Here is a 21,202-nt window from a genome sequence, read left to right on the forward strand (position 1 = left end):
TTGAAAATGGTATAAAAGAAGGGTAAAGCGTGTGTTTTTAATCGAACAAAGCCTCAATAAATTCTTTTGGCTCAAACGGTTTTAAATCATCAATTCCTTCGCCGACGCCAATGTAGCGAATAGGGAGATTGAGTTCGTCAGCAATGGCGAATAAAACGCCACCTTTGGCGGTGCCATCAAGTTTGGTGATACTGATACCGTTAAGGGTAATGGCTTTGTTGAATGCTTTGGCTTGGTTGATAGCGTTTTGACCTGAGCTACCGTCAATAACTAGCATTGTTTCGTGTGGCGCAGTGGCATTTTGTTTGGCAATGACGCGTTTGATTTTAGCCAATTCTTGCATAAGATTGTCTTGGGTATGTAGTCGTCCTGCAGTGTCAGCGATTAAAATGTCAATATTTTTGGCTTGAGCAGACTGATAGGCATCAAAAATTACAGAAGCAGCGTCAGCACCTGTGTCTTGTGCGATGACAGGTATTTTATTGCGTTGCCCCCAAACTTTGAGTTGCTCTACAGCAGCAGCACGAAAAGTATCGCCTGCTGCTAGCATCACTGATTTCCCTTGATTTTGAAAAGATTTGGCAAGTTTGCCGATGGTAGTCGTTTTACCAGCACCATTTACACCAACCACCAAAATCACAAAAGTTTCTTGCCTCTCAATATTCAATTGGTTATCCTCAAGAAGCAATTTCGCCAACTCATTTTTTAAAAAATCATACAAAGCATCAGAGTCTTTGAGAATTTTCCTAGAAGCATTTTTACGCACAGATTCTAAAATTTTATCGGTAGTATTGATACCAATATCAGCCGTGATAAGCAATATTTCAAGCTCTTCCAGCAAATCTTCATCAATAGATTTTTTACCCAATAGTAAGGACGACAAACCAGAACCCAGTTTTTTCCTGGATTTAATTAGTCGCTCTTTTAAAGAGGCTGAATTTTTTTCTGAATTGGTTTTATTTTTTTTAAAAATATTAAACACTATTTCTCTCTATAATTAGTAAATCTATAAAGGTGTTGATTTTACTATTCTTTACTTCGCCTTATTTCAACAATTTAAGATTACTTATTGTGTGGATAGGTTAAATTAAACCAGCAATCCTCTATGGGGCAAGCCCAGTCTTAATTTTGCAACAATGTTTAATAAAATCACCAATTTGGCAAAGTTGAATTTTGCTAATCATCTATATTTATGCAAAGATCTCAATTCAAAAAATAATTTATGAAAAAGATAAGGCGAGTGATTTTATTTTTGATCTTAACAAATAGAAAAAACCTATGGGAGTGTTGGAATGATTTGAAGCTAAAACTTTCAATAGAAGACAGTTGTCCGAAAAAACCGAGCAATTGAAAATAAAATTTGTTGATTAAGTTTTATAAAGCTGATATTTTAGAGACTAAAAATATTTTAAGATTAATTTAATCTGCCCTCCAAAAGCAGAGTCTTTTAAATTATGACTTACAAAAGTCAGTTAGAGAAAAATTATTTTTATGATATAATTTTGAATTGCTAACTTTTTTTATTTTTTTAAAACTTTTTTCTGATTTTTGCAGTTAAGAGGAAGATGATATAATTTAAAACAGCATTTTAATGGCTGTACTTTATGAAGCATAGGCTTTATGGAAATTATTATAATCAAAGGTTAGCACTCTAATTTATTAAAAAATATCATGAATTTCTTGGAAGCATTAGAATTTGTTTTAACAAGCAAAAATCAAGCAAAAATCAAATATTCGAGTGCTAGGGGAGTCGATGGAATTAACGGTAAAAAATTCATTGAAATGATAGACAATGAAAAGAAGTTAATTCAAAAAAAAGTTAAAAATAATAATTATAAATTTTCAAATTATAAAGAAAATTTATTGATAAAAAATCACAATGTCACCAGACAAGTTTCGATTCCAACTCAGAGAGATAGGCTTGTTTTGCAAGTTTTATTGAAAATCTTAAGAAATAACTTTGCACTTAATGATAACAATATAAAGAGAAAAATTATTGACATTAAAAAGAATGTTGGTAATTTTGATTCGTTTATTAAGGTTGATATTATAGAATTTTACCCTTCGATAACTCATGAAAAATTATTATTTATTCTTAGTAATAAAATAAAAGATGATTCTGCTTTAGAAATGATTAGATTAGCAATTACACAACCGACTATATCTTTAAAGGTTCCCAAGAAAAAAAGAAAATTAAAGATTAATGAAAAAGGTATTCCCCAGGGGCTTCCAATTTCTAGTTTTTTAGCAGATATTTATTTAGATAAAATAGATAAAAAACATTTAAATGATAAAAACATTAAATATTATAGATTTGTGGATGATATTTTAATCCTTTGTAATCAGAGTAATATAGAATCCATTAAAGACAATATATCCAATGATTTTAAAGAAATTGAATTAAAGATTCATGAATTTACAAATAATCAAGATAAATCTCATTCTGGAAAGATTGAAGATGGATTTCAATATTTGGGATATAAGTTTACAGATACGCTTGTGAGTGTTAGAGCCTCATCAGTACAAAGGTTTTATGATAGCATAACTAAATTGTTTCACAGTTATAAGGATGAAGGCCCATCTAATGAGTTTGTTTTTGATTTAAATGCAAAAATAACTGGCATTCGTTATCAAGAAAAAACATACGGCTGGATTAATTTTTTCTCAGAAATAAATGACCATACATTATTATTTAAACTTGATGCTCATGTAAAAAAAATGCTAAATAAATATTTACAAGGTAGCAATATTGAAGTTAAGAAGTTTTCAAAAGCTATTTTTGAAATACGAAAGAAAAGTAGCAATTACATCACTAAAGATAATGTAAATAAAGAAGCCTATAAAACTATCAGATCACTAGAGGATGATATTGATTTTTATTGATTTTTATGAAAATACAAGTAGATAAAAAATATAAATTAACAAATGGACAGTTTAAACAAAAACTCCAGCAATTTCAAACAACAATTTAATCTTTCTTATTTTAAACCCGTTAAACTAAACAAAAAAAATCAGAGTAAAAAAAACGAACCAAATATGCATCTGCATTCAAGGCCAAATTTGTGCTTGAACTATTGCAAAGCGAACAAATCTTAGTTCGGATTGCCAGCAAGTATAGCTCTCTTTCTCAGGAAATAAAACCGTAGAAATTATCATGGAACCCCCTAAGTCCGTTAAAGAATACAAAGAAGAACTTGTTTTTAAGTGCAGCAACAGAATATTACCCTAGTAGGTAAAGTAATAGTGGAGAAGGAGTGATTGGTAAAAAAGTTAAAAAACTTGGGTTTATCTAATCTCAAACAGTTAGTTAAACTTAAGTCATTTTCATTTTTATCTTCTTTATTCGTTAATTATCAATGTCAATTGTTAGACATTAACAGAAAAAAACAACACTAAGTAAACCATCAAAAACCATATTGCTAAAGTGTTTGAGCGCATACTGCACTAACAACTTTTTAACACTTCTTGTATAGTTCAATTTATGAAGCCTTCACTTTTTCAAAAATAAAATGAACAATATAGTGCCAATACTTGGAATAAGAATGATCGCTAGATTGTTTGGTTTATTTTTTGAAAATGGTATAAGTGCAAAAAAAGGCCGATGAAATAGCGACCCTTGTTGTTTTTTGGTGAAAAAGTTAATGATTAAAACAGCGTCTTCTTCTGATTAAATAATAAGCGCTTAATGTCATTAACAGAATAAAGCCCATATCAAATCTAGCAGGTGCATTGGGATTGTAAACACAACCACCACCACTGTTATTGTTATTGTTACTGTTGCTAGCAGCAGGTATTGCGATTGAAATGGTGCTTTCAACAACACCGTTAACTTGACCTTTGCCGTTGTTTTGGTCGCCGTCTGTGTCGTTTTCGCTGCCGTCTTTAATGGTGAGTTTAAGGCAGGTTGCACCTGTGGTTAGTCCAGTTTGCCAATGAGTATCGTCGGTGCAGGTGTTGCTTGTTTTGGATTGTATGTTGTTGTCATTGATGACAAAATTAGCCCAGCCAGTTGCGGGTGAGTATTTGCGTAAGATTGCATTTGCAGGGATTGGGCTGGTGAGTTCAATGATGACTTGGGTGGTGGCAGTGGCACTGAAGTTTTCAACAACATAGTTGTAAATGTCACCAGTGGTTAAGGTGTCTTCGGTGTTGTCGGAGAGATTGTTGTCTGTTCTGTATTTTTTCATTTGGGCAAGGGTTAGGTGGGCGGTGTCTTCGCTCATGATGCCGAGTAGTAGTCTGGTGTTTATTGGACTGGTGATTTTCTTATTTTCTCCTACAAGTAATTCGTTGTTATGGCGTCCTATTTCTTTGCTGTCGTTGATGCCGTTGTTGTTTTTATCTTTCCAATCGGTGGGATGGCTTTCAACCAATTTGAGTTTTAGAACTCTTTCTGAAGAGTAGTCGCCTATTGTTACTTTTAATTTAATTGTTCGAGTGCCGACATCTGCATTGGGGATGAAAGTAACAAATGCACCGCTACCAATGACGGAAAAATCAGAACTGCTCCAAGTGTAAGATGATCCCCCACTTGCTTCAGCGTAAACAGTAACACTTGTGTCTGTTTTGATAATCAGCCGACCTTGATTTACACCTTGGGAGATAGTGAATCGCCTAATCACTGGAGCAGTATCAGTAACATCCTTAATGTTAACAGTAAGGGTTTGCTCGGTGTTTTCATTAGTGTCATTGCCAGTGGTGGCTTTGATTTTGACGGTGTAGGATTTTGTGGTGCTTTCGTAGTCGGTGTTGGTGCCGTCAAAACTTAGGGTTGCGTTGTTGGCGCCACTGAGACTGAATAAACCGCTGGTGTTTTCAATAATGCTGAAAGTGGCGGCGGTGTCGCTGGCGATGAGAGTGTGTTCGAGGTTGGTGCCTTCGTTGGTGTCAAGGGTGTTGATAGAAGTTATGGAAAGATCATGTTGCCAAATGAGGTTGAGAGTGTTTATGTAATCTAGAGAAGAGTGGCCAATATCATTTTCAAAATCAGAATGATAAGCATTCAAATTGATAGTAATTTCACTCAGTCCGTCGTTATCTGTAGCAGTTAATGTTGGCTCTTCCCATTGCCATTGTGTGGCGAAACCATTGTCATTAGGATTAACTGCGGTTGGAGTACGGACTATAAGGCTGTTAGGCGAGCCTAAATAATAAGTGGTACTAGTATATAGTTTCACACTAAACTCACCCTCAATTGGCACATCAAAGTGTGAAACTGGCTTAATGCCTTGATCAAAGGTAACAAGGATAGTATTTACATTTATTCTTTCAATTTTTGTAATTATTGGCGAAGTGGCAAACGCCTTTGAGGTAAACAAAACCAATAGAGCAGTGACAATAAAGCGATTAAATATGTTCATAATAAACTTCCTAAGTTGATAATTAATGGTATTTGTTATTTCTAAGCAACGATGAGTGAAAGTGGTGTACTGTAAGCGTCAACTTCGCTGTTGTTAATATCGTAGCGGGCGGTAATGGCAGAATTGACCTGTTTGGTTGAGGGTCAATTTGAGGGCTTTGTGTTCGATTGCAATGCAATGTATTCATAGATTTTAAAATTAAGCAACGCAAAATGAGTTTTAAATTATTCCATAAAAAATCATATTTGTGCGAGTTTTTTTTAATTGTGGGTGGGTAATTTTTGACTTTTTTCATTCTTGTGGGTAATTGATTGTGCTATTTTCAAAAAATAAATGAAACAACCTGGCATGCATTCTCATTTCAAATATTGGTAAAAATATCTATGCTGTCAATAAGTAACAAGTGTTGTTACTAGAGACCTTTGCATAAATATGGATGATTAGAAAAATTCAATTTTTGCCCACTTGGTGATTTTCTTAAACCTTGTCCTAGTAGAGCTAAGGCTGGGTTTAAAAAATTACCAAGTGGGTGAAACGAGGATTCTTGATGATTATTTATATTTATGCAAAAGTCTCTACTAGTAATACTTAGGCGATTATAAATCTACAGCATTCATTTTGTTTTTGAAAATGCTATAACTCATTCTTTTGCTTTATTCCTACGCCGTTTTAGGTAGGGATGGGTTTGCAACCCATCCTCTTTGCCTCATCCTCATACTCTGCGTGAGACTGAAAAAAATTATTATCATAAATCAGGCATAAAAAAAGTCCCGTTTCCACAGGACTTTTTTATCAGTATTCTTACTTGAATTGTTTGCTTAATGAGGAAATCGGCGTCTTCTTCTAATTAAATAATAAGCACTCAATGTCATTAACAGAATAAAAACTGTATCAAATCTAGCAGGTGCATTGGGATTGTAAACACAACCACCACCGCTACTACTGTTACTGCTACTATCATCATTACCACCAACAACAGGCGTTGCTATTGAAACAGTGCTTTCAATCACACCATTAGCCTGATTACCATCAGCATCATTTTCGCCACCATCTTTAAGGGTTAGTTTAAGGCAGGTTGCACCGGTAATTAATCCAGTTTGCCAAGTGCCATCGGTGTTGTCGCAGGTATTGCTTGTGTTGACTTTAGATTGTATGTTGTTGTTACCAACCACAAAATTACGCCAGCCAGTCGCTAGTGAGTATTGACGCAATACTGCATTTGCAGGGATTGGGGTGGCGAGTTGAATGATTACTTGGGTAGAGGCACCAGTGGCGCTTAGGCCTTCGATTATATAGTCGTAGATATCGCCAGTGGCTAAGGTGTCTTTGGTGTAGTCAGATAGGTGGTTGGCCACTCTGTATTGTTTTAGTTGATCGAGGGTTAGTTGTCCAGAATCTTCGCCCATGATGCCGGGTAATATTCTAGTACTTCCTGGACTGGTGATTTTTTTGTTTGTGCCTGCGGGTAATTCATTGTCGCTATTTCCTGATTCTTTGCTGTCGGAAATGCCGTTGCCGTTTGTGTCTGTTCGCCCATTGGGGTAGGTGTCAACTAATTTAAGTTTTAACACTCTTTCTGATGAAAAATCGCCAGCCGTTACTTTTAGTGTGATTGTTCGGGTGCCGATGTTGGCACTTTGGGGATTGAAAACAAAAGTCTTACTGGTGCTTGTGTTAGAAAAATCGGCACTACTCCAAGTGTAAGATCCTGTGCCTGCTGAGGCGCTAACGGTAACTTCTCCACCGTCTTTGCTGATTAAAGGACCTTTGTTTTCACCTTGGGTTACGGTGAATTTGTCGATTACTGGGGCGGCGATGTAAATGGTAGTAATGGTAATGGTAAAGGGTTGTGGAGCGGAGTCGTTAGTATTGTCGCTGGCGGTGATGTTAATATTGATCGTATTTCCAAGGGCGGTAGTGATGGATTTATTGGTTCTAAGTTCATTGCCGTTGACGATTTTGAAGTTGGCGGTGTCGTTGACGGTAAAGGTAAGGGGAGTGTTGGTATCTACATCACTGGCACTGAGGGTGCCGACTAGGGTATTGGCAGGCTGGTCTTTGATCAAGTTTACATTGCTAAGTAGAATGTTAGTTGGGGCGGTGTCGTCTATGTCGCTAACTGTGAAGTTAAAGGTTTTGTCGAATGTGTGACTGTTGGCATCGGTTACGGTAATGGTGGTGCTAAGACTGGTGGCGTTCTCGTAGTCTAGGGTGGCGTTGAGTTTGAGTTTGTCATTGTCAATGGTAAATTTGGCGTTGCTACTGGTGTAAGTGAAAGTATCGTTGGCATCGGCGTCGGTGGCGGAGAGTGTGCCTAATTCAGTGCCAGTGTTTGTATTTTCAGCAATGGTGCGGTTGCCTGTGAGGGTGATAGCGGTGGGGGTTTCGTCGTTGAGATCAACAAGGGTAACGGTGATGGTTTGAGTGGTGTTTTTATCGTCGCCATCTCCGATGGTGGCTTTGACTTTGACGGTGTAGGATTTTGTGGCACTCTCAAAGTCGGTGGTGGTACCATTAAAGGTTAGGGTTGCGTTGTTGGTGCCACTGAGACTGAATAGATTGCTGGTGTTTTCGATAATGCTGAAAGTGGTGGCGGTATCGTTGGCGGTGAGAGTATGGGTGGTGCTTGCTGCTTTTTCATTGGCGGGGAATGTGTTGGTGGAGGTGATGGCGAGACCGGCTATACAATTGCCGTCAACACAGAGTGTGTAATCATAAAAATCACTATAAGCTAAAAAAGTTATATTAACTTTGTCACCTGCAATCAAGATAGATGGGATGAAACTAGAGAGAGAATGTGTACAAGTACTCATTGTATGGGTAAATTCACCATTTTGTTCAGTGGGTAAATTTAATAAACAGGTTGTTCGAATATTGTTATTGCCATTAATATTAAAACCGGAGTTTCTTGAATCTGTTGTAATGAGTTTAAAGGTATTATTAATAAGACTTACATGAAACTCTTTGGTAGCAGGATTAGGGTTAAGTGTTGCAAACACCTGAGAAGCAAACAAAACTAATAAAGTGGTAATAATAAAGCGATTAAATGTATTCATAATAAAACTCCTAGGCTGATAATTAATGGTTACTCTTCTGTGTTGTTTCTAAGTAATGGTGAATGAGAGTAATGGTAAGATATTGGTTTATAGCCTCTAATTCGTTGCTAAAGTTGTTGTATTTTTTGTTACCCACCGAGATTACTTTTGTTGCTTGAAAGGATAAAAATGCTTTAATGATAAGAGAGAAATGTTTGAATTTTTTTTTGGCGCAGGTGTTACTAGTTTTATGGTGTAGCGGGGCGATGGGGAGAGGCGTGGAGGAAATGGTTTTGAATATAGAATATTTTTTTTCAACGATTGCAATGCAGGTAATAAAAGCAACGAGGCGAATAATTAGGGTGGAGAAATAAGCGGTCGTTTGGTTTGGATTAAGCCCAGATGTTGCTAAAATTGCGGTGCTATTGTAATGCAATATATTCATAGTCTAAAATTAAGTAATGCTCTGAATTATTCCATAAAAAATAATATTTGTGTGAGTTTTGAATTGTGGGTGGATGGGTAATTTTGATTTTTTTATTTGTTCTTGCAGGTGATTCGTTATACTTTTTTCAAAAATAAACGAATAATCTGGCGTGCATTCTCATTTTAAATATAGGTAAAAATATCTATGCTATCAATAATTAGCAGATGTTTTTACTAGTAACATTTAGGCGATTACAAACACTGTGAGACCTTTGCATAAATATGAATAATCATCAAGAATCCTCGTTTTACCCACTTAGTAATTTTTTAAACCCAGCCTTAGCCCCGCTAGAACAAGGTTTAAGAAAATCACCAAGTGGGCAAAAATTGAATCTTGCCAATCATCCATATTTACGCAAAGGCCTCACTGTATTATTTATTTTATTTTTGAAAATTCTATAACTCACCCCTTTACTTTATCCTCAAGCTGTTTTAAGTAGGGGTGGGTTTATAACCCATCCTCTTGCCTCACTCTCATACCCTGCGTGAGAGTGAAAAAAAATTATTACAATAAATCAGGCGCAAAAAAGCCCCATTTTCACGGGGCTTTTGTTGTCAGTATTTTACTTGATTTGTTTGCTTAATGAGAAAATCGGCGTCTTCTTCTGATTAAATAATAAGCACTTAATGTCATTAACAGAATAAAAACTGTATCAAATCTAGCAAGTGCATTGGGATTGTAAACACAACCACCACCACTGCTACTATCACCATTATCATTACTATCATCATTGCCACCGACAACAACAGGCGTTGCTATTGAAACAGTGCTTTCAACCGCACCATTAGCTTGATTGCCATCAGCATCATTTTCACCACCATCTTTAAGAGTTAGTTTAAGGCAAGTTGCGCCGGTGATTAATCCAGTTTGCCAAGTGCCATCGGTATTGTCGCAGGTATTGCTTGTGTTGGCTTTAGATTGTATGTTGTTGTTACCAACCACAAAATTACGCCAACCAGTTGCTAGTGAGTATTGACGCAATACTGCATTTGCAGGGATTGGGGTGGCGAGTTGAATGATTACTTGGGTGGAGTCACCAGTGGCGCTTAGGCCTTCGATTATATAGTCGTAGATATCGCCAGTGGCTAAGGTGTCTTTAGTGTAGTCGGATAGGTGGTTGGCTACTCTGTATTGTTTTAGTTGATCAAGGGTTAGTTGCCCAGAATCTTCGCCCATGATGCCGGGTAATATTCTAGTACTTCCTGGACTGGTGATTTTTTTGTTTGTGCCTGCGGGTAATTCATTGTCGCTATTTCCTGATTCTTTGCTGTCGGAAATGCCATTGCCGTTTGTGTCTGTTCGTCCATTGGGGTAGGTGTCAACTAATTTAAGTTTCAATACTCTTTCTGATGAAAAATTTCCGGCTGTTACTTTTAGTGTGATTGTTCGGGTACCGATGTTGGCACTTTGGGGATTAAAAACAAAAGTCTTGCTGGTGCTTGTGTTAGAAAAATCGGCACTACTCCAAGTGTAAGTTCCTGTGCCTGCTGAGGCACTGACAGTAACTTCTCCACCATCTTTGCTGATTAAAGGACCTTTGTTTTCACCTTGGGTTACACTAAATTGGGCGATTACTGGGGCGGCGATGTAAGTGGCAGTGATGGTAATGGTAAAGGGTTGTGGGATGGAGTCGTGAGTGCCGTCTTTGGCGGTGATGTTAATATTGATCGTGTTTCCGAGGGCAGTGGTGATGGATTTATTGGTTCTAAGTTCATTGCCGTTGACGATTTTGAAGTTGGTGGTGTCGTTGACGGTAAAGGTAAGGGGAGTGTTGGTATCTACATCACTGGCACTGAGGGTGCCGACTAAGGTATTGGCGGGTTGGCCTTTGATCAAGTTTACATTACTAAGTAGAATGTTAGTTGGGGCGGTGTCGTCTATGTCGCTAACTGTGAAATTAAAGATTTTGTCTAATGTGTGATTACTGCCATCGGTTACGGTAATGGTGGTGTTAAGACTGGTGGCGTTCTCGTAGTCAAGGGTGGCGTTGAGTTTGAGTTTGTCATTGTCAATGGTAAATTTGGTGTTGCTACTGGTGTAGACAAAGGTATCGTTGGTATCGGCATCGGTGGTGGAGAGTGTGCCTAATTCAGTGCCAGTTCTTGTGTTTTCAGCGATGGTGCGGTTGCCTGTGAGGGTGATGGCGGTAGGGAGTTCGTCGTTGAGGTCAACAAGGGTAACGGTGATGGTTTGAGTGGTGTTTTTATCGTCGCCATCTCCAGTGGTGGCTTTAACTTTGACGGTGTAGGATTTTGTGGTGCTTTCGTAGTCGGTGTTGGTGCCGTTGAAGGTTAGGATGTTGTTGTGGGTGCCTCTGAGACTGAATAAGCCGCTGGTGTCTTCGGTGATGCTGAAAGTGGCGGCGGGGTTGTTGGCGGTAAGGGTGTGTTCGAGGTTGGTGCCTTCGTTAGTGTTAAGGATGTTGGTGGAGGTGATGTTAAAATTGGTGCTATCAAATGCGAAACTTGAGTAAGTAAAAATACCTTTGGTGCCGTAGATATTTGTAGCACAGAGTATATATCTCCCTGCAGGATCGTTTCGACAACTAACATTAGAATCGTTTATTTTTGGTTGCAAAACCCCTATAATTGTCTGGATTGAATCGGCGCCTGTGGAGGTATGGGTATAGTTGATGCCGTTGATGGTCATTTTGTAAACGATGCCTGCTTTGCTGGCAGGGGTTGGCGTGAAGTATATTGATTGAGCTTGTTCCGATAATCCAGTTATGCCACCAATCAAGTTGGCTTTTTCTAATAAGACATCGCTATCCAGTGCTGTTGCGCTACCACCTGTTGCGTTGAAACCGATTGCTGAATCAACGGCATCCACTAGATTTTGTTTGGTAGAGGTGCCTCCATGAATAGGAATACCGCAAGTTGCCACAAGATAGGAAGAAAACCTCCCTGATGATAAACTACACCCTGTGGAGTTGTTGCCTAGTATGGTAATGGTGTTAGAATTACCACTCGCTCCAATAAGAATGCTAGTGAATGTCATAGATTGATGGGTTAAAGAGGCTTGTGTGTTAAGCGTGCCGTCTTGAGCATGTTGGTTTGTAGTAGTAATAAAGGTGTCTGTGGCAAACACCTGAGAAGCAAACAAAACCAATAAAGTGGTAACAATAAAGCGATTAAATGTATTCATAATAAAATTCCTAGGTTGGTAATTAATGGTTATTTTTCTATGTTATTTTTTAAGTAGTAACGAATGAGCGTGGTGGCGAGGTATTGATTGACAATCTCTAATTCGTTGCTAAAGTTGTTGTATTTTTTGTTGCCCACTGGGATCACTTCTGTTGTTTGAAAAAATAAAAATGCTTTAGTGGCAAGAGAGAAATATTTGATTTTTTTTTTGGCGCAGGTGTTGCTAGTTTTATGGTGTAGCGGAGCGATGGGGAGAGGTGTGGAAGAAATGGTTTTAAATATAGAGTATTTTTTTTCAACGATTACAATGCAGGTAATAAAAGCAACGAGGCGAATAATTAGGGTGGGGAAATAAGCGGTCATTTGGCTTGAATTAAGCCCAGATGTTGCTAAAATTGCGGTGTTATTGTAATGCAATGTATTCATAGTCTAAAATTAAGTAATGCAACATGAACTCTGAATTATTCCATAAAAAATAATATTTGTGTGAGTTTTTATATAGGTAAAAATATCTATGCTATCAATAATTAGCAGATGTTTTTACTGGTAACATTTAGGCGATTACAAACACTGTGAGACCTTTGCATAAATATGAATAATCATCAAGAATCCTCGTTTTACCCACTTAGTAATTTTTTAAACCCAGCCTTAGCCCCGCTAGAACAAGGTTTAAGAAAATCACCAAGTGGGCAAAAATTGAATCTTGCCAATCATCCATATTTACGCAAAGGCCTCACTGTATTATTTATTTTATTTTTGAAAATTCTATAACTCACCCCTTTACTTTATCCTCAAGCTGTTTTAGGTAGGGATGGGTTTATAACCCATCCTCTTGCCTCACTCTCATACCCTGCGTGAGAGTGAAAAAAAATTATTACAATAAATCAGGCGCAAAAAAGCCCCATTTTCACGGGACTTTTGTTGTCAGTATTTTTACTTGATTTGTTTGCTTAATAAGAAAATCGACGCCTTCTTCTGATTAAATAATAAGCACTCAATGTCATTAATAGGATGAAAACTGTATCAAATCTAGCAGGTGCATTGGGATTGTAAACACAACCACCGCCACTGCTACTACTATCACCATTATCATCATTACCAACAACAGGCGTTGCTATTGAAATAGTGCTTTCAACCACACCATTAGCTTGATTGCCATCAGCATCGTTTTCACCACCATCTTTAAGGGTTAGTTTAAGACAGGTTGCGCCTGTGATTAATCCAGTTTGCCAAGTGCCACTGGTGTCGGTGCAGATATTACTTGTGTTGGTTTTGGATTGTATGCTGTTATTATTATCAACCACAAAATTACGCCAGCCAGTTGCTAGTGAGTATTGACGCAATACTGCATTTGCAGGGATTAGGGTGGCGAGTTGAATGATTACTTGGGTAGAGTCACCAGTGGCTCTTAGTCCTTCAACGATATAGTCGTAGATATCGCCAGTGGCTAAGGTGTCTTTGGTGTAGTCAGATAGGTGGTTGGCTACTCTGTATTGTTTTAGTTGATCAAGGGTTAGTTGTCCAGAATCTTCACCCATGATGCCGGGTAATATTCTAGTACTTCCTGGACTGGTGATTTTTTTGTTTGTGCCTGCGGGTAATTCATTGTCGCTATTTCCTGATTCTTTGCTGTCGGAAATGCCGTTGCCGTTTGTGTCTGTTCGTCCATTGGGGTAGGTGTCAACTAATTTAAGTTTCAATACTCTTTCTGATGAAAAATTTCCGGCTGTTACTTTTAGTGTGATTGTTCGGGTGCCAATGTTGGCACTTTGGGGATTAAAAACAAAAGTCTTGCTGGTGCTTGTGTTAGAAAAATCGTCACTGCTCCAAGTGTAAGTTCCTGTGCCTGCTGAGGCTCTGACGGTAACTTCTCCACCGTCTTTGCTGATTAAAGGACCTTTGTTTTCACCTTGAGTTACGATGAATTGGGCGATTACTGGGGCGGCGATGTAAGTGGTAGTAATGGCAATGGTAAAGGGTTGTGGAGCGGAGTCGTTAGTATTGTCGCTGGCGGTGATGTTAATATTGATCGTGTTTCCGAGGGCAGTGGTGATGGATTTATTGGTTCTGAGTTCATTGCCGTTGACGATTTTGAAGTTGGTGGTGTCGTTGACGGTAAAGGTAAGGGGAGTGTTGGTATCTACATCACTGGCACTGAGGGTGCCGACTAGGGTATTGGCGGGTTGGTCTTTGATCAAGTTTACATTACTAAGTAGAATGTTAGTTGGGGCAGTGTCGTCTATGTTGCCAACTGTGAAATTAAAGATTTTGTCGAATGTGTGATTGTTGCCATCGGTTACGATAATGGTGGTGTTAAGACTGTTGGCGTTCTCGTAGTCTAGGGTGGTGTTGAGTTTGAGTTTGTTGTTGTCAATGGTAAATTTGGTGTTGCTACTGGTGTAAGTAAAAGTGTCGTTGGCATCGGCGTCGGTGGCGGAGAGTGTGCCTAATTCAGTGCCAGTGTTTGTGTTTTCAGCAATGGTGCGGTTGCCTGTGAGGGTGATAGCGGTGGGGGTTTCGTCGTTGAGGTCATTAAGGGTAACGGTGATGGTTTGGGTGGTGTTTTTATCGTCGCCATCTCCAGTGGTGGCTTTGATTTTGACGGTGTAGGATTTTGTGGTGCTTTCGTAGTCGGTGTTGGTGCCGCTGAAGGTTAGGGTGTTGTTGTTGGTGCCACTGAGGCTGAAGAAGCTGCTGGTGTCTTCGGTGATGCTGAAAGTGGCGGCGGGGTCGTTGGCGGTGAGGGTGTGGGTGGTGCTTGCTGCTTTTTCATTGGCGGGGAATGTGTTGGTGGAGGTAATGGTGAGTCCATGTTGCCATATGAGGCTAAAAGTGTTTATGTAATAATTCTGAGGAGTGGTGCCATCACTACTTGCAAAATCAGAATAACTAGAATTCAAATTGATAGTAATTTCATTTAGCCTATCGTTATCTATAGTAGTTAATGTTGATTCTTCCCATTGCCATTGTGTGGCGAAACCATTGTCATTAGGATTAACTGGGGTTGGTGTGCGATTTATATGTTCATTAGGTGATCCTAGATAATAAGTAGTGCCGACATATAGTCTTATATAAAGCTGACCATCAATTGGGTCGCGAGGGTCTGGCGATGGCTTAATACCTTGGTCATAGGTAACAGTGATAGTAGTTACATTTGTTCTTTCAATTTTTGTAACCGTTGGTTGGGTAGCAAACGCCTGAGAAGCAAACAAAACCAATAAAGTGGTAACAATAAAGCGATTAAATGTATTCATAATAAAACTCCTAGGCTGATAATTAATGGTTATTCTTCTGTGTTGTTTCTAAGTAATGGCGAATGAGAGTAGTGGCAAGATATTGGTTTATAGCCTCTAATTCGTTGCTGAAGTTGTTGTATTTTTTGTTACCCACCGAGATTACTTTTGTTGCTTGAAAAGATAAAAATGCTTTAATGATAAGAGACAAATGTTTGATTTTTTTTGGTGTAAGCGTTGCTAGTTTTGCGGTGTATGGGAAAATTTTGCGGTATAGCGGAGTGATAGAAGGAAGTGTGGAAGAAATGGTTTTAAATATAGAATATTTTTTCTCAACGATTGCAATAAAGGCGATAAAAGCCAAAAAACCTCGGTTGACGAGGCAAGTAATTAGGGTAGAGAAATAAGAGGCTGGTTGGCTTGAATTAAGCCTAGGTGTCGCTAAATTGCGGTGCGATGCTGTCGTAATGTAATGCAATGTATTCATAAGTGACTAAATTATTCCATACAAATGAATAATTGTGTGGGTTTTATTGTTGAATTGAATCTTTGTTGTTCGTTGTGTGAGAATGAAGGCTTGTTTGTGTGGGTTTTGCGCTTCGTTCCCAAGTGTGTAGTTGGTTTTGAAGATAAAAATATGACAAAAAGATTGGGCAGGGCACTTGAATAAAGATAAAAATGTTGTTAATTGTTGGCACATGTATTTCCAAGCAGGACTTGGGAATGAAGGTGGAAATAACACCCTTTTCTTGCTCGTCTTATTTAAGAACACCTCCAGAAACTCTAATACAATGAGACCTTTGCATAAATATGAATAATTATCAAGAATCCTCGTTTTACCCACTTGGTAATTTTTTAAACCCAGCCTTAGCCCTGTTAGGATAAGGTTTAATAAAATTACCAAGTGGGCAAAAATTGAATTTCGCTAATCATCCATATTTATGCAAAGGAAGACCCCTGCATAGCACCCTAAAACCAACCATCAAAACCCAAAACCCTCAATTTTTGACTTTTCAAAGTCAAAAAATATATAAAACCCAGCTTTCATTAAAAAAATCATCAATATCAACTATAAATCGCTCATTTTTTACTCTTTTTTGTACTCTTTCCACAAAAAAAACACAATAATCCCTAGGCTGTATTTAATCCCTTGTTAATATAAACATTCGCCGCTCTAACTAGATTATAAGCAATAGCTTTAAGATTAACTTCGCTGGCAACTTTCTCTAAACCAATATAACGACTTCTTGCCAAACCATAAGTGCGTTTGAGCGTACCAAAGGTGCGTTCAACCACAAACCTTCTTTTGCTGATTGCTTTATTGCGTAATTTATTCCAATGACTCATTTGCTTGCCTTTGGGTTTTTTGCGCATAATACCATCTCTTAACTTTTGTGCTTTAAGTGCTTCACTATTAGCTTGAGAGGCTGCTCCTTTGTCGTATAAAACTCTTACGCCTTTTTGATTGCCTGCCTGTTTAACATTTTCTTCAAAATGAGTCATTTCACTATCATTAGCAGGGTGCGTAGTGGCTTTGTTAATTAATCCATTGGCATCAGTTGTTACTACTGATGAATATCCATAAGTGTATTTTCCCGCCTTAAATGTCCATCTTGCATCTTTATCATCTGAATATTGAATTGGGTTACTATCAATCTCATAAACCTCACCAGTTTTGTGTGTTGTAATAATCTTCTTAGTGCGTCTAGCACTTTGAATTAAGGTTGCATCCATGGCAACATGTTTGCCATTAGAGAGTTTGAGTTGATTATTCTCAAGCATAAGATTGATGCTACTCAAAAGTCTATCAAATAGATTTTGTTTGATTAGTTTGGTTCTAAATCTGCCAATGGTTGTAGCATCAGGTTTGTTGCCACTTAGGCTAAAGTTGCAAAAGTTAATAAAGACTAAATCTCTACTAAGACTATCAGCCAACTTCTCATCAGAGAGATTGTGCCATGTGCCTATTAATAGCGCTTTAAACAGACTAACAGCAGAATAGTCAACTTTAATATGAGACAGATCTTTGGCTATAACTTCCCAATCGATAACTTTGTTAATGATGTCTAGTTGGGAGTTTGGTATGTTGATAAAACTATCAGCAAAGGTTTGTTCTTGAGTGGTTTTAACTCGCATTTTTTTGTAAGTATCTGATAATTATAGTATTTTATCATAAATGCTAATGTTTGCATAAGGTTTTGAGGGTTGATTTGTGATTTTTTGTTGGGTTTTTTAGTTTAATGCAGGGGTCTTACTTTGACGATTACAAGCGCCCTATTATTCATTTTATTTTTGAAAATGGTATTATTCTCACCCCAAGCTCTACTTGGGGTGAGAATAAAAAAAAGCCCTGTTTTTGCAGTGCTTTTTCCTTTTACTTGCTTTATTTGTTTAACGAATAAAACAGCGCTTTCTTCTGATTAAATAATAAGCACTTAATGCCATTAACAGAATAAAAACTGTATCAAATCTAGCGGGTGCATTGGGATTGTAAACACAGCCACCACCACTGCTATCATTACTATCACCATCACTACCACCAGTAACAACAGATGTTGCTATTGAAACGGTGCCTTCAATCACGCCGTTGGCTTGGTTATCGCTATCGTTTTCGCCACCATCTTTAAGGGTTAGTTTAAGGCAAGTTGCACCTGTGATTAGACTTGTTTGCCAAGTACCATCGGTGCAGGTATTGCTTGTGTTGGTTTTGGATTGTATGTTGCTACCAACCACAAAATTACGCCAACCGGTTGCTAGTGAGTATTGACGCAATACTGCATTTGCAGGGATTGGGGTGGCGAGTTGAATGATTACTTGGGTAGAAGCACCAGTGGCTCTTAGGCCTTCAACGATATAGTCGTAGATATCGCCAGTGGCTAAGGTGTCTTTGGTGTAGTCGGATAGGTGGTTGGCTACTCTGTATTGTTTTAGTTGATCAAGGGTTAGCTGCCCAGAATCTTCGCCCATGATACCGGGTAATATTCTAGTACTTCCTGGACTGGTGATTTTTTTGTTTGTGCCTGCGGGTAACTCGTTGTTGCTATTTCCTGATTCTTTGCTGTCGGAAATGCCATTGCCGTTTGTGTCTGTTCGTCCATTGGGGTAGGTGTCAACTAATTTAAGTTTCAATACTCTTTCTGATGAAAAATTTCCGGCTGTTACTTTTAATGTGATTGTTCGGGTGCCGATGTTGGCACTTTGGGGATTGAAAACAAAAGTCTTGCTGGTGCTTGTGTTAGAAAAATCGTCACTACTCCAAGTGTAAGTTCCTGTGCCTGCTGAGGCACTGACGGTAACTTCTCCACCATCTTTGCTGATTAAAGGACCTTTGTTTTCATCTTGGGTTACACTAAATTGGGAGATTACTGGGGCAGCGATGTAAGTGGTAGTAATGGCAATGGTAAAGGGTTGTGGAGCGGAGTCGTTAGTATTGTCGCTGGCGGTGATGTTAATGTTGATCGTGTTTCCGAGGGCAGTGGTGATGGATTTATTGGTTCTAAGTTCATTGCCGTTGACGATTTTGAAGTTGGTGGTGTCGTTGACGGTAAAGGTAAGGGGAGTGTTGGTATCTACATCACTGGCACTGAGGGTACCGACTAGGGTATTGGCGGGTTGGTCTTTGATCAAGTTTACATTACTAAGTAGAATGTTAGTTGGGGCAGTGTCGTCTATGTCGCTAACTGTGAAGTTAAAGGTTTTGTCGAATGTGTGACTGTTGGCATCGGTTACGGTAATGGTGGTGCTAAGACTGGTGGCATTCTCGTAGTCTAGGGTGGTGTTGAGTTTGAGTTTGTCATTGCTAATGGTAAATTTGGTGTTGCTACTGGTGTAAGTGAAAGTGTCGTTGGCATCGGCGTCGGCATCGGTGGCGGAGAGTGTGCCTAATTCAGTGCCAGTTCTTGTGTTTTCAGCGATGGTGCGGTCGCCTGTGAGGGTGATGGCGGTAGGGGTTTCGTCGTTGAGATCAACAAGGGTAACGGTGATGGTTTGAGTGGTGTTTTTATCGTCGCCGTCTCCAGTGGTGGCTTTGACTTTGACGGTGTAAGATTTTGTAACTTCGTAGTCGGTGTTGGTGCCGTTGAAGGTTAGGGTGTTGTTGTGGGTGCCACTGAGACTGAATAAGCCACTGGTATCTTCGGTGATACTGAAAGTAGCAGCGGTGTCGTTGGCGGTAAGGGTGTGTTCGAGGTTGGCACCTTCATTGGTGTTAAGGATGTTGGTGGAGGTGATGTTAAAATTGGCACTATCAAATGCGAAACTTGAATAAGTAAAAATACCTGCGGCGCCAGAGGTATTTGCGGTGCATAATACAAAAATATTATTCCTTTGGCAATGAACAACAGAATTGATTATTTTTGATTGTAGGGCCGTTACAATTGTATAGACTGAATCAGTGCCTGTGGTGGTGTGGATATAATTGGTGCCGTTGATGGTCACTTTGTAAACGATGCCTGCTTTGCTGGCAGATGTTGGTGCAAAATTTACCGATTGAGACTCTAACGGTAATCCAGTTATGCCACCAGTTAAGTTGGTTTTTTCTAATAATACACTGCTATCCAATGCTGTTGAACTGCCACCTGTTGCGCTGAAACCAATTGCTGTATTAACAATATCTACTAGATTTTGCTTGGTAGAGGTTCCTCCTAGAGCGGGAATGCCGCAAATTGCTGTAATATGCCAAGAAAACCCCCCTAATAAACTACACCCTGTGGAGTCATTACCTAGTATGGTAATGGTAGTAGAATTACCACTCGCCCCATCTTGAATGCTAGTGAATACCATAGATTGATGGGTTAAAGAGGCTTGTGTGTTAGGTGTGCCGTCTTGAGCATGTGCGCTTATAGTGGCAATAAAGGTGTCTGTGGCAAACACCTGAGAAGCAAACAAAACCAATAAAGTGGTAACAATAAAGCGATTAAATGTATTCATAATAAAATTCCTAGGTTGGTAATTAATGGTTATTTTTCTGTGTTATTTTTTAAGTAGTGACGAATAAACTTGGTGGCAAGGTATTGATTGACAATCTCTAATTCGTTGCTAAAGTTGTTGTATTTTTTGTTACCTATCGGAATCATTTCTGTTGTTTGAAAAAATAAAAATGCTTTAGTGGTAAGAGAGAAATGTTTGAATTTTTTTTGGCGCAGGTGTTACTAGTTTTATGGTATAGCGGAGCGATGGGGAGAGGCGTGGAGGAAATGGTTTTAAATATAGAATATTTTTTTTCAACGATTGCAATGCAGGTAATAAAAGCAACGAGGCGAATAATTAGGGTGGAGAAATAAGCGGTCGTTTGGTTTGGATTAAGCCCAGATGTTGCTAAAATTGCGGTGTTATTGTAATGCAATATATTCATAGTCTAAAATTAAGTAATGCTCTGAATTATTCCATAAAAAATAATATTTGTGTGAGTTTTTAATTGTGGGTGGATGGGTAATTTTGATTTTTTTATTTGTTCTTGCAGGTGATTCGTTATACTTTTTTCAAAAATAAACGAATAATCTGGCGTGCATTCTCATTTTAAATATAGGTAAAAATATCTATGCTATCAATAATTAGCAGATGTTTTTACTAGTAACATTTAGGCGATTACAAACACTGTGAGACCTTTGCATAAATATGAATAATCATCAAGAATCCTCGTTTTACCCACTTAGTAATTTTTTAAACCCAGCCTTAGCCCCGCTAGAACAAGGTTTAAGAAAATCACCAAGTGGGCAAAAATTGAATCTTGCCAATCATCCATATTTACGCAAAGGTCTCACTGTATTATTTATTTTATTTTTGAAAATTCTATAACTCACCCCTTTACTTTATCCTCAAGCTGTTTTAAGTAGGGGTGGGTTTATAACCCATCCTCTTGCCTCACTCTCATACCCTGCGTGAGAGTGAAAAAAAATTATTACAATAAATCAGGCGCAAAAAAGCCCCATTTTCACGGGACTTT

15 protein-coding genes are annotated in these 21,202 nt (G+C 38.4%); 4 read left to right on the plus strand and 11 right to left on the minus strand.

Translation table 11 applies throughout. The features are described 5' to 3' along the window. Nucleotides 1-37: 37 nt before the first annotated feature. Nucleotides 38-982 carry a signal recognition particle-docking protein FtsY gene (gene ftsY, locus MS2017_RS02600; protein WP_122951156.1) on the minus strand — a complete coding sequence of 315 codons (945 nt, stop codon included), beginning with the start codon at nt 980-982 and terminating at the stop codon, nt 38-40. 689 nt (nt 983-1,671) lie between these two features. On the opposite strand from ftsY, the gene MS2017_RS02605 reads away from it, so the two are divergent. Beyond that, nucleotides 1,672-2,883, plus strand: a complete 1,212-nt coding sequence (locus MS2017_RS02605; RefSeq protein WP_071563960.1) for a reverse transcriptase domain-containing protein — start codon at nt 1,672-1,674, stop codon at nt 2,881-2,883. A 755-nt stretch (nt 2,884-3,638) separates the two neighbouring features. Here MS2017_RS02605 and MS2017_RS02610 read toward each other — a convergent pair. The 3 genes from MS2017_RS02610 to MS2017_RS02620 all read right to left on the minus strand — a co-directional run bounded on the left by MS2017_RS02610 (nt 3,639) and on the right by MS2017_RS02620 (nt 8,840). After that, on the minus strand, nt 3,639-5,360 hold the full coding sequence (locus tag MS2017_RS02610; protein WP_122951157.1) for a JDVT-CTERM domain-containing protein: 1,722 nt from the start codon (nt 5,358-5,360) through the stop codon (nt 3,639-3,641). A gap of 818 nt (nt 5,361-6,178) precedes the next feature. Continuing rightward, nucleotides 6,179-8,416 (minus strand): cadherin repeat domain-containing protein, encoded by a 2,238-nt coding sequence (locus tag MS2017_RS02615; protein WP_122951158.1) that lies wholly within the window; start codon nt 8,414-8,416, stop codon nt 6,179-6,181. Between the two features lie 22 nt (nt 8,417-8,438). Continuing rightward, nucleotides 8,439-8,840, minus strand: coding sequence for a hypothetical protein (locus MS2017_RS02620; RefSeq protein WP_122951159.1), 402 nt, complete (start codon nt 8,838-8,840; stop codon nt 8,439-8,441). 263 nt (nt 8,841-9,103) lie between these two features. On the opposite strand from MS2017_RS02620, the gene MS2017_RS02625 reads away from it, so the two are divergent. Then, the gene (locus MS2017_RS02625; RefSeq protein ID WP_071564755.1) at nt 9,104-9,283 is read left to right on the plus strand and encodes a hypothetical protein; all 180 of its coding nucleotides are present in this window, start codon (nt 9,104-9,106) and stop codon (nt 9,281-9,283) included. A 178-nt stretch (nt 9,284-9,461) separates the two neighbouring features. On the opposite strand, the gene MS2017_RS02630 is transcribed toward MS2017_RS02625, so the two are convergent. Together MS2017_RS02630 and MS2017_RS02635 are read right to left on the minus strand one after the other, a co-directional pair. Continuing rightward, entirely contained in the window at nt 9,462-12,026 is a 2,565-nt protein-coding gene (locus MS2017_RS02630) for a JDVT-CTERM domain-containing protein (RefSeq protein WP_122951160.1), read from the minus strand. A 29-nt stretch (nt 12,027-12,055) separates the two neighbouring features. After that, the gene (locus MS2017_RS02635) at nt 12,056-12,451 is read right to left on the minus strand and encodes a hypothetical protein (protein WP_122951161.1); all 396 of its coding nucleotides are present in this window, start codon (nt 12,449-12,451) and stop codon (nt 12,056-12,058) included. A 165-nt stretch (nt 12,452-12,616) separates the two neighbouring features. Here MS2017_RS02635 and MS2017_RS02640 point away from each other — a divergent pair, with 165 nt between their 5' ends. Further along, a complete protein-coding gene (locus tag MS2017_RS02640) occupies nt 12,617-12,796 on the plus strand; it encodes a hypothetical protein (RefSeq protein ID WP_071564755.1) in 180 nt (59 codons plus the stop codon). Between the two features lie 179 nt (nt 12,797-12,975). Here MS2017_RS02640 and MS2017_RS02645 read toward each other — a convergent pair whose 3' ends face one another. The 5 genes from MS2017_RS02645 to MS2017_RS02670 form a co-directional block, all read right to left on the minus strand. Then, entirely contained in the window at nt 12,976-15,279 is a 2,304-nt protein-coding gene (locus MS2017_RS02645) for a cadherin repeat domain-containing protein (protein WP_122951162.1), read from the minus strand. Nucleotides 15,280-15,301: 22 nt separating this feature from the next. Next, nucleotides 15,302-15,745 (minus strand): hypothetical protein, encoded by a 444-nt coding sequence (locus MS2017_RS02650; protein ID WP_122951163.1) that lies wholly within the window; start codon nt 15,743-15,745, stop codon nt 15,302-15,304. A gap of 644 nt (nt 15,746-16,389) precedes the next feature. Then, nucleotides 16,390-17,394 (minus strand): IS5 family transposase, encoded by a 1,005-nt coding sequence (locus tag MS2017_RS02660; protein ID WP_122951164.1) that lies wholly within the window; start codon nt 17,392-17,394, stop codon nt 16,390-16,392. Nucleotides 17,395-17,649: 255 nt separating this feature from the next. Next, nucleotides 17,650-20,187 carry a cadherin domain-containing protein gene (locus tag MS2017_RS02665; RefSeq protein WP_122951165.1) on the minus strand — a complete coding sequence of 846 codons (2,538 nt, stop codon included), beginning with the start codon at nt 20,185-20,187 and terminating at the stop codon, nt 17,650-17,652. A gap of 142 nt (nt 20,188-20,329) precedes the next feature. After that, nucleotides 20,330-20,611, minus strand: coding sequence for a hypothetical protein (locus MS2017_RS02670; protein ID WP_122951166.1), 282 nt, complete (start codon nt 20,609-20,611; stop codon nt 20,330-20,332). 263 nt (nt 20,612-20,874) lie between these two features. Here MS2017_RS02670 and MS2017_RS02675 point away from each other — a divergent pair, with 263 nt between their 5' ends. Then, the gene (locus MS2017_RS02675) at nt 20,875-21,054 is read left to right on the plus strand and encodes a hypothetical protein (RefSeq protein ID WP_071564755.1); all 180 of its coding nucleotides are present in this window, start codon (nt 20,875-20,877) and stop codon (nt 21,052-21,054) included. Nucleotides 21,055-21,202 lie beyond the last annotated feature (148 nt).

The organism is Bathymodiolus thermophilus thioautotrophic gill symbiont (assembly GCF_003711265.1).
In the GTDB taxonomy this organism is placed as follows: domain Bacteria; phylum Pseudomonadota; class Gammaproteobacteria; order PS1; family Pseudothioglobaceae; genus Thiodubiliella.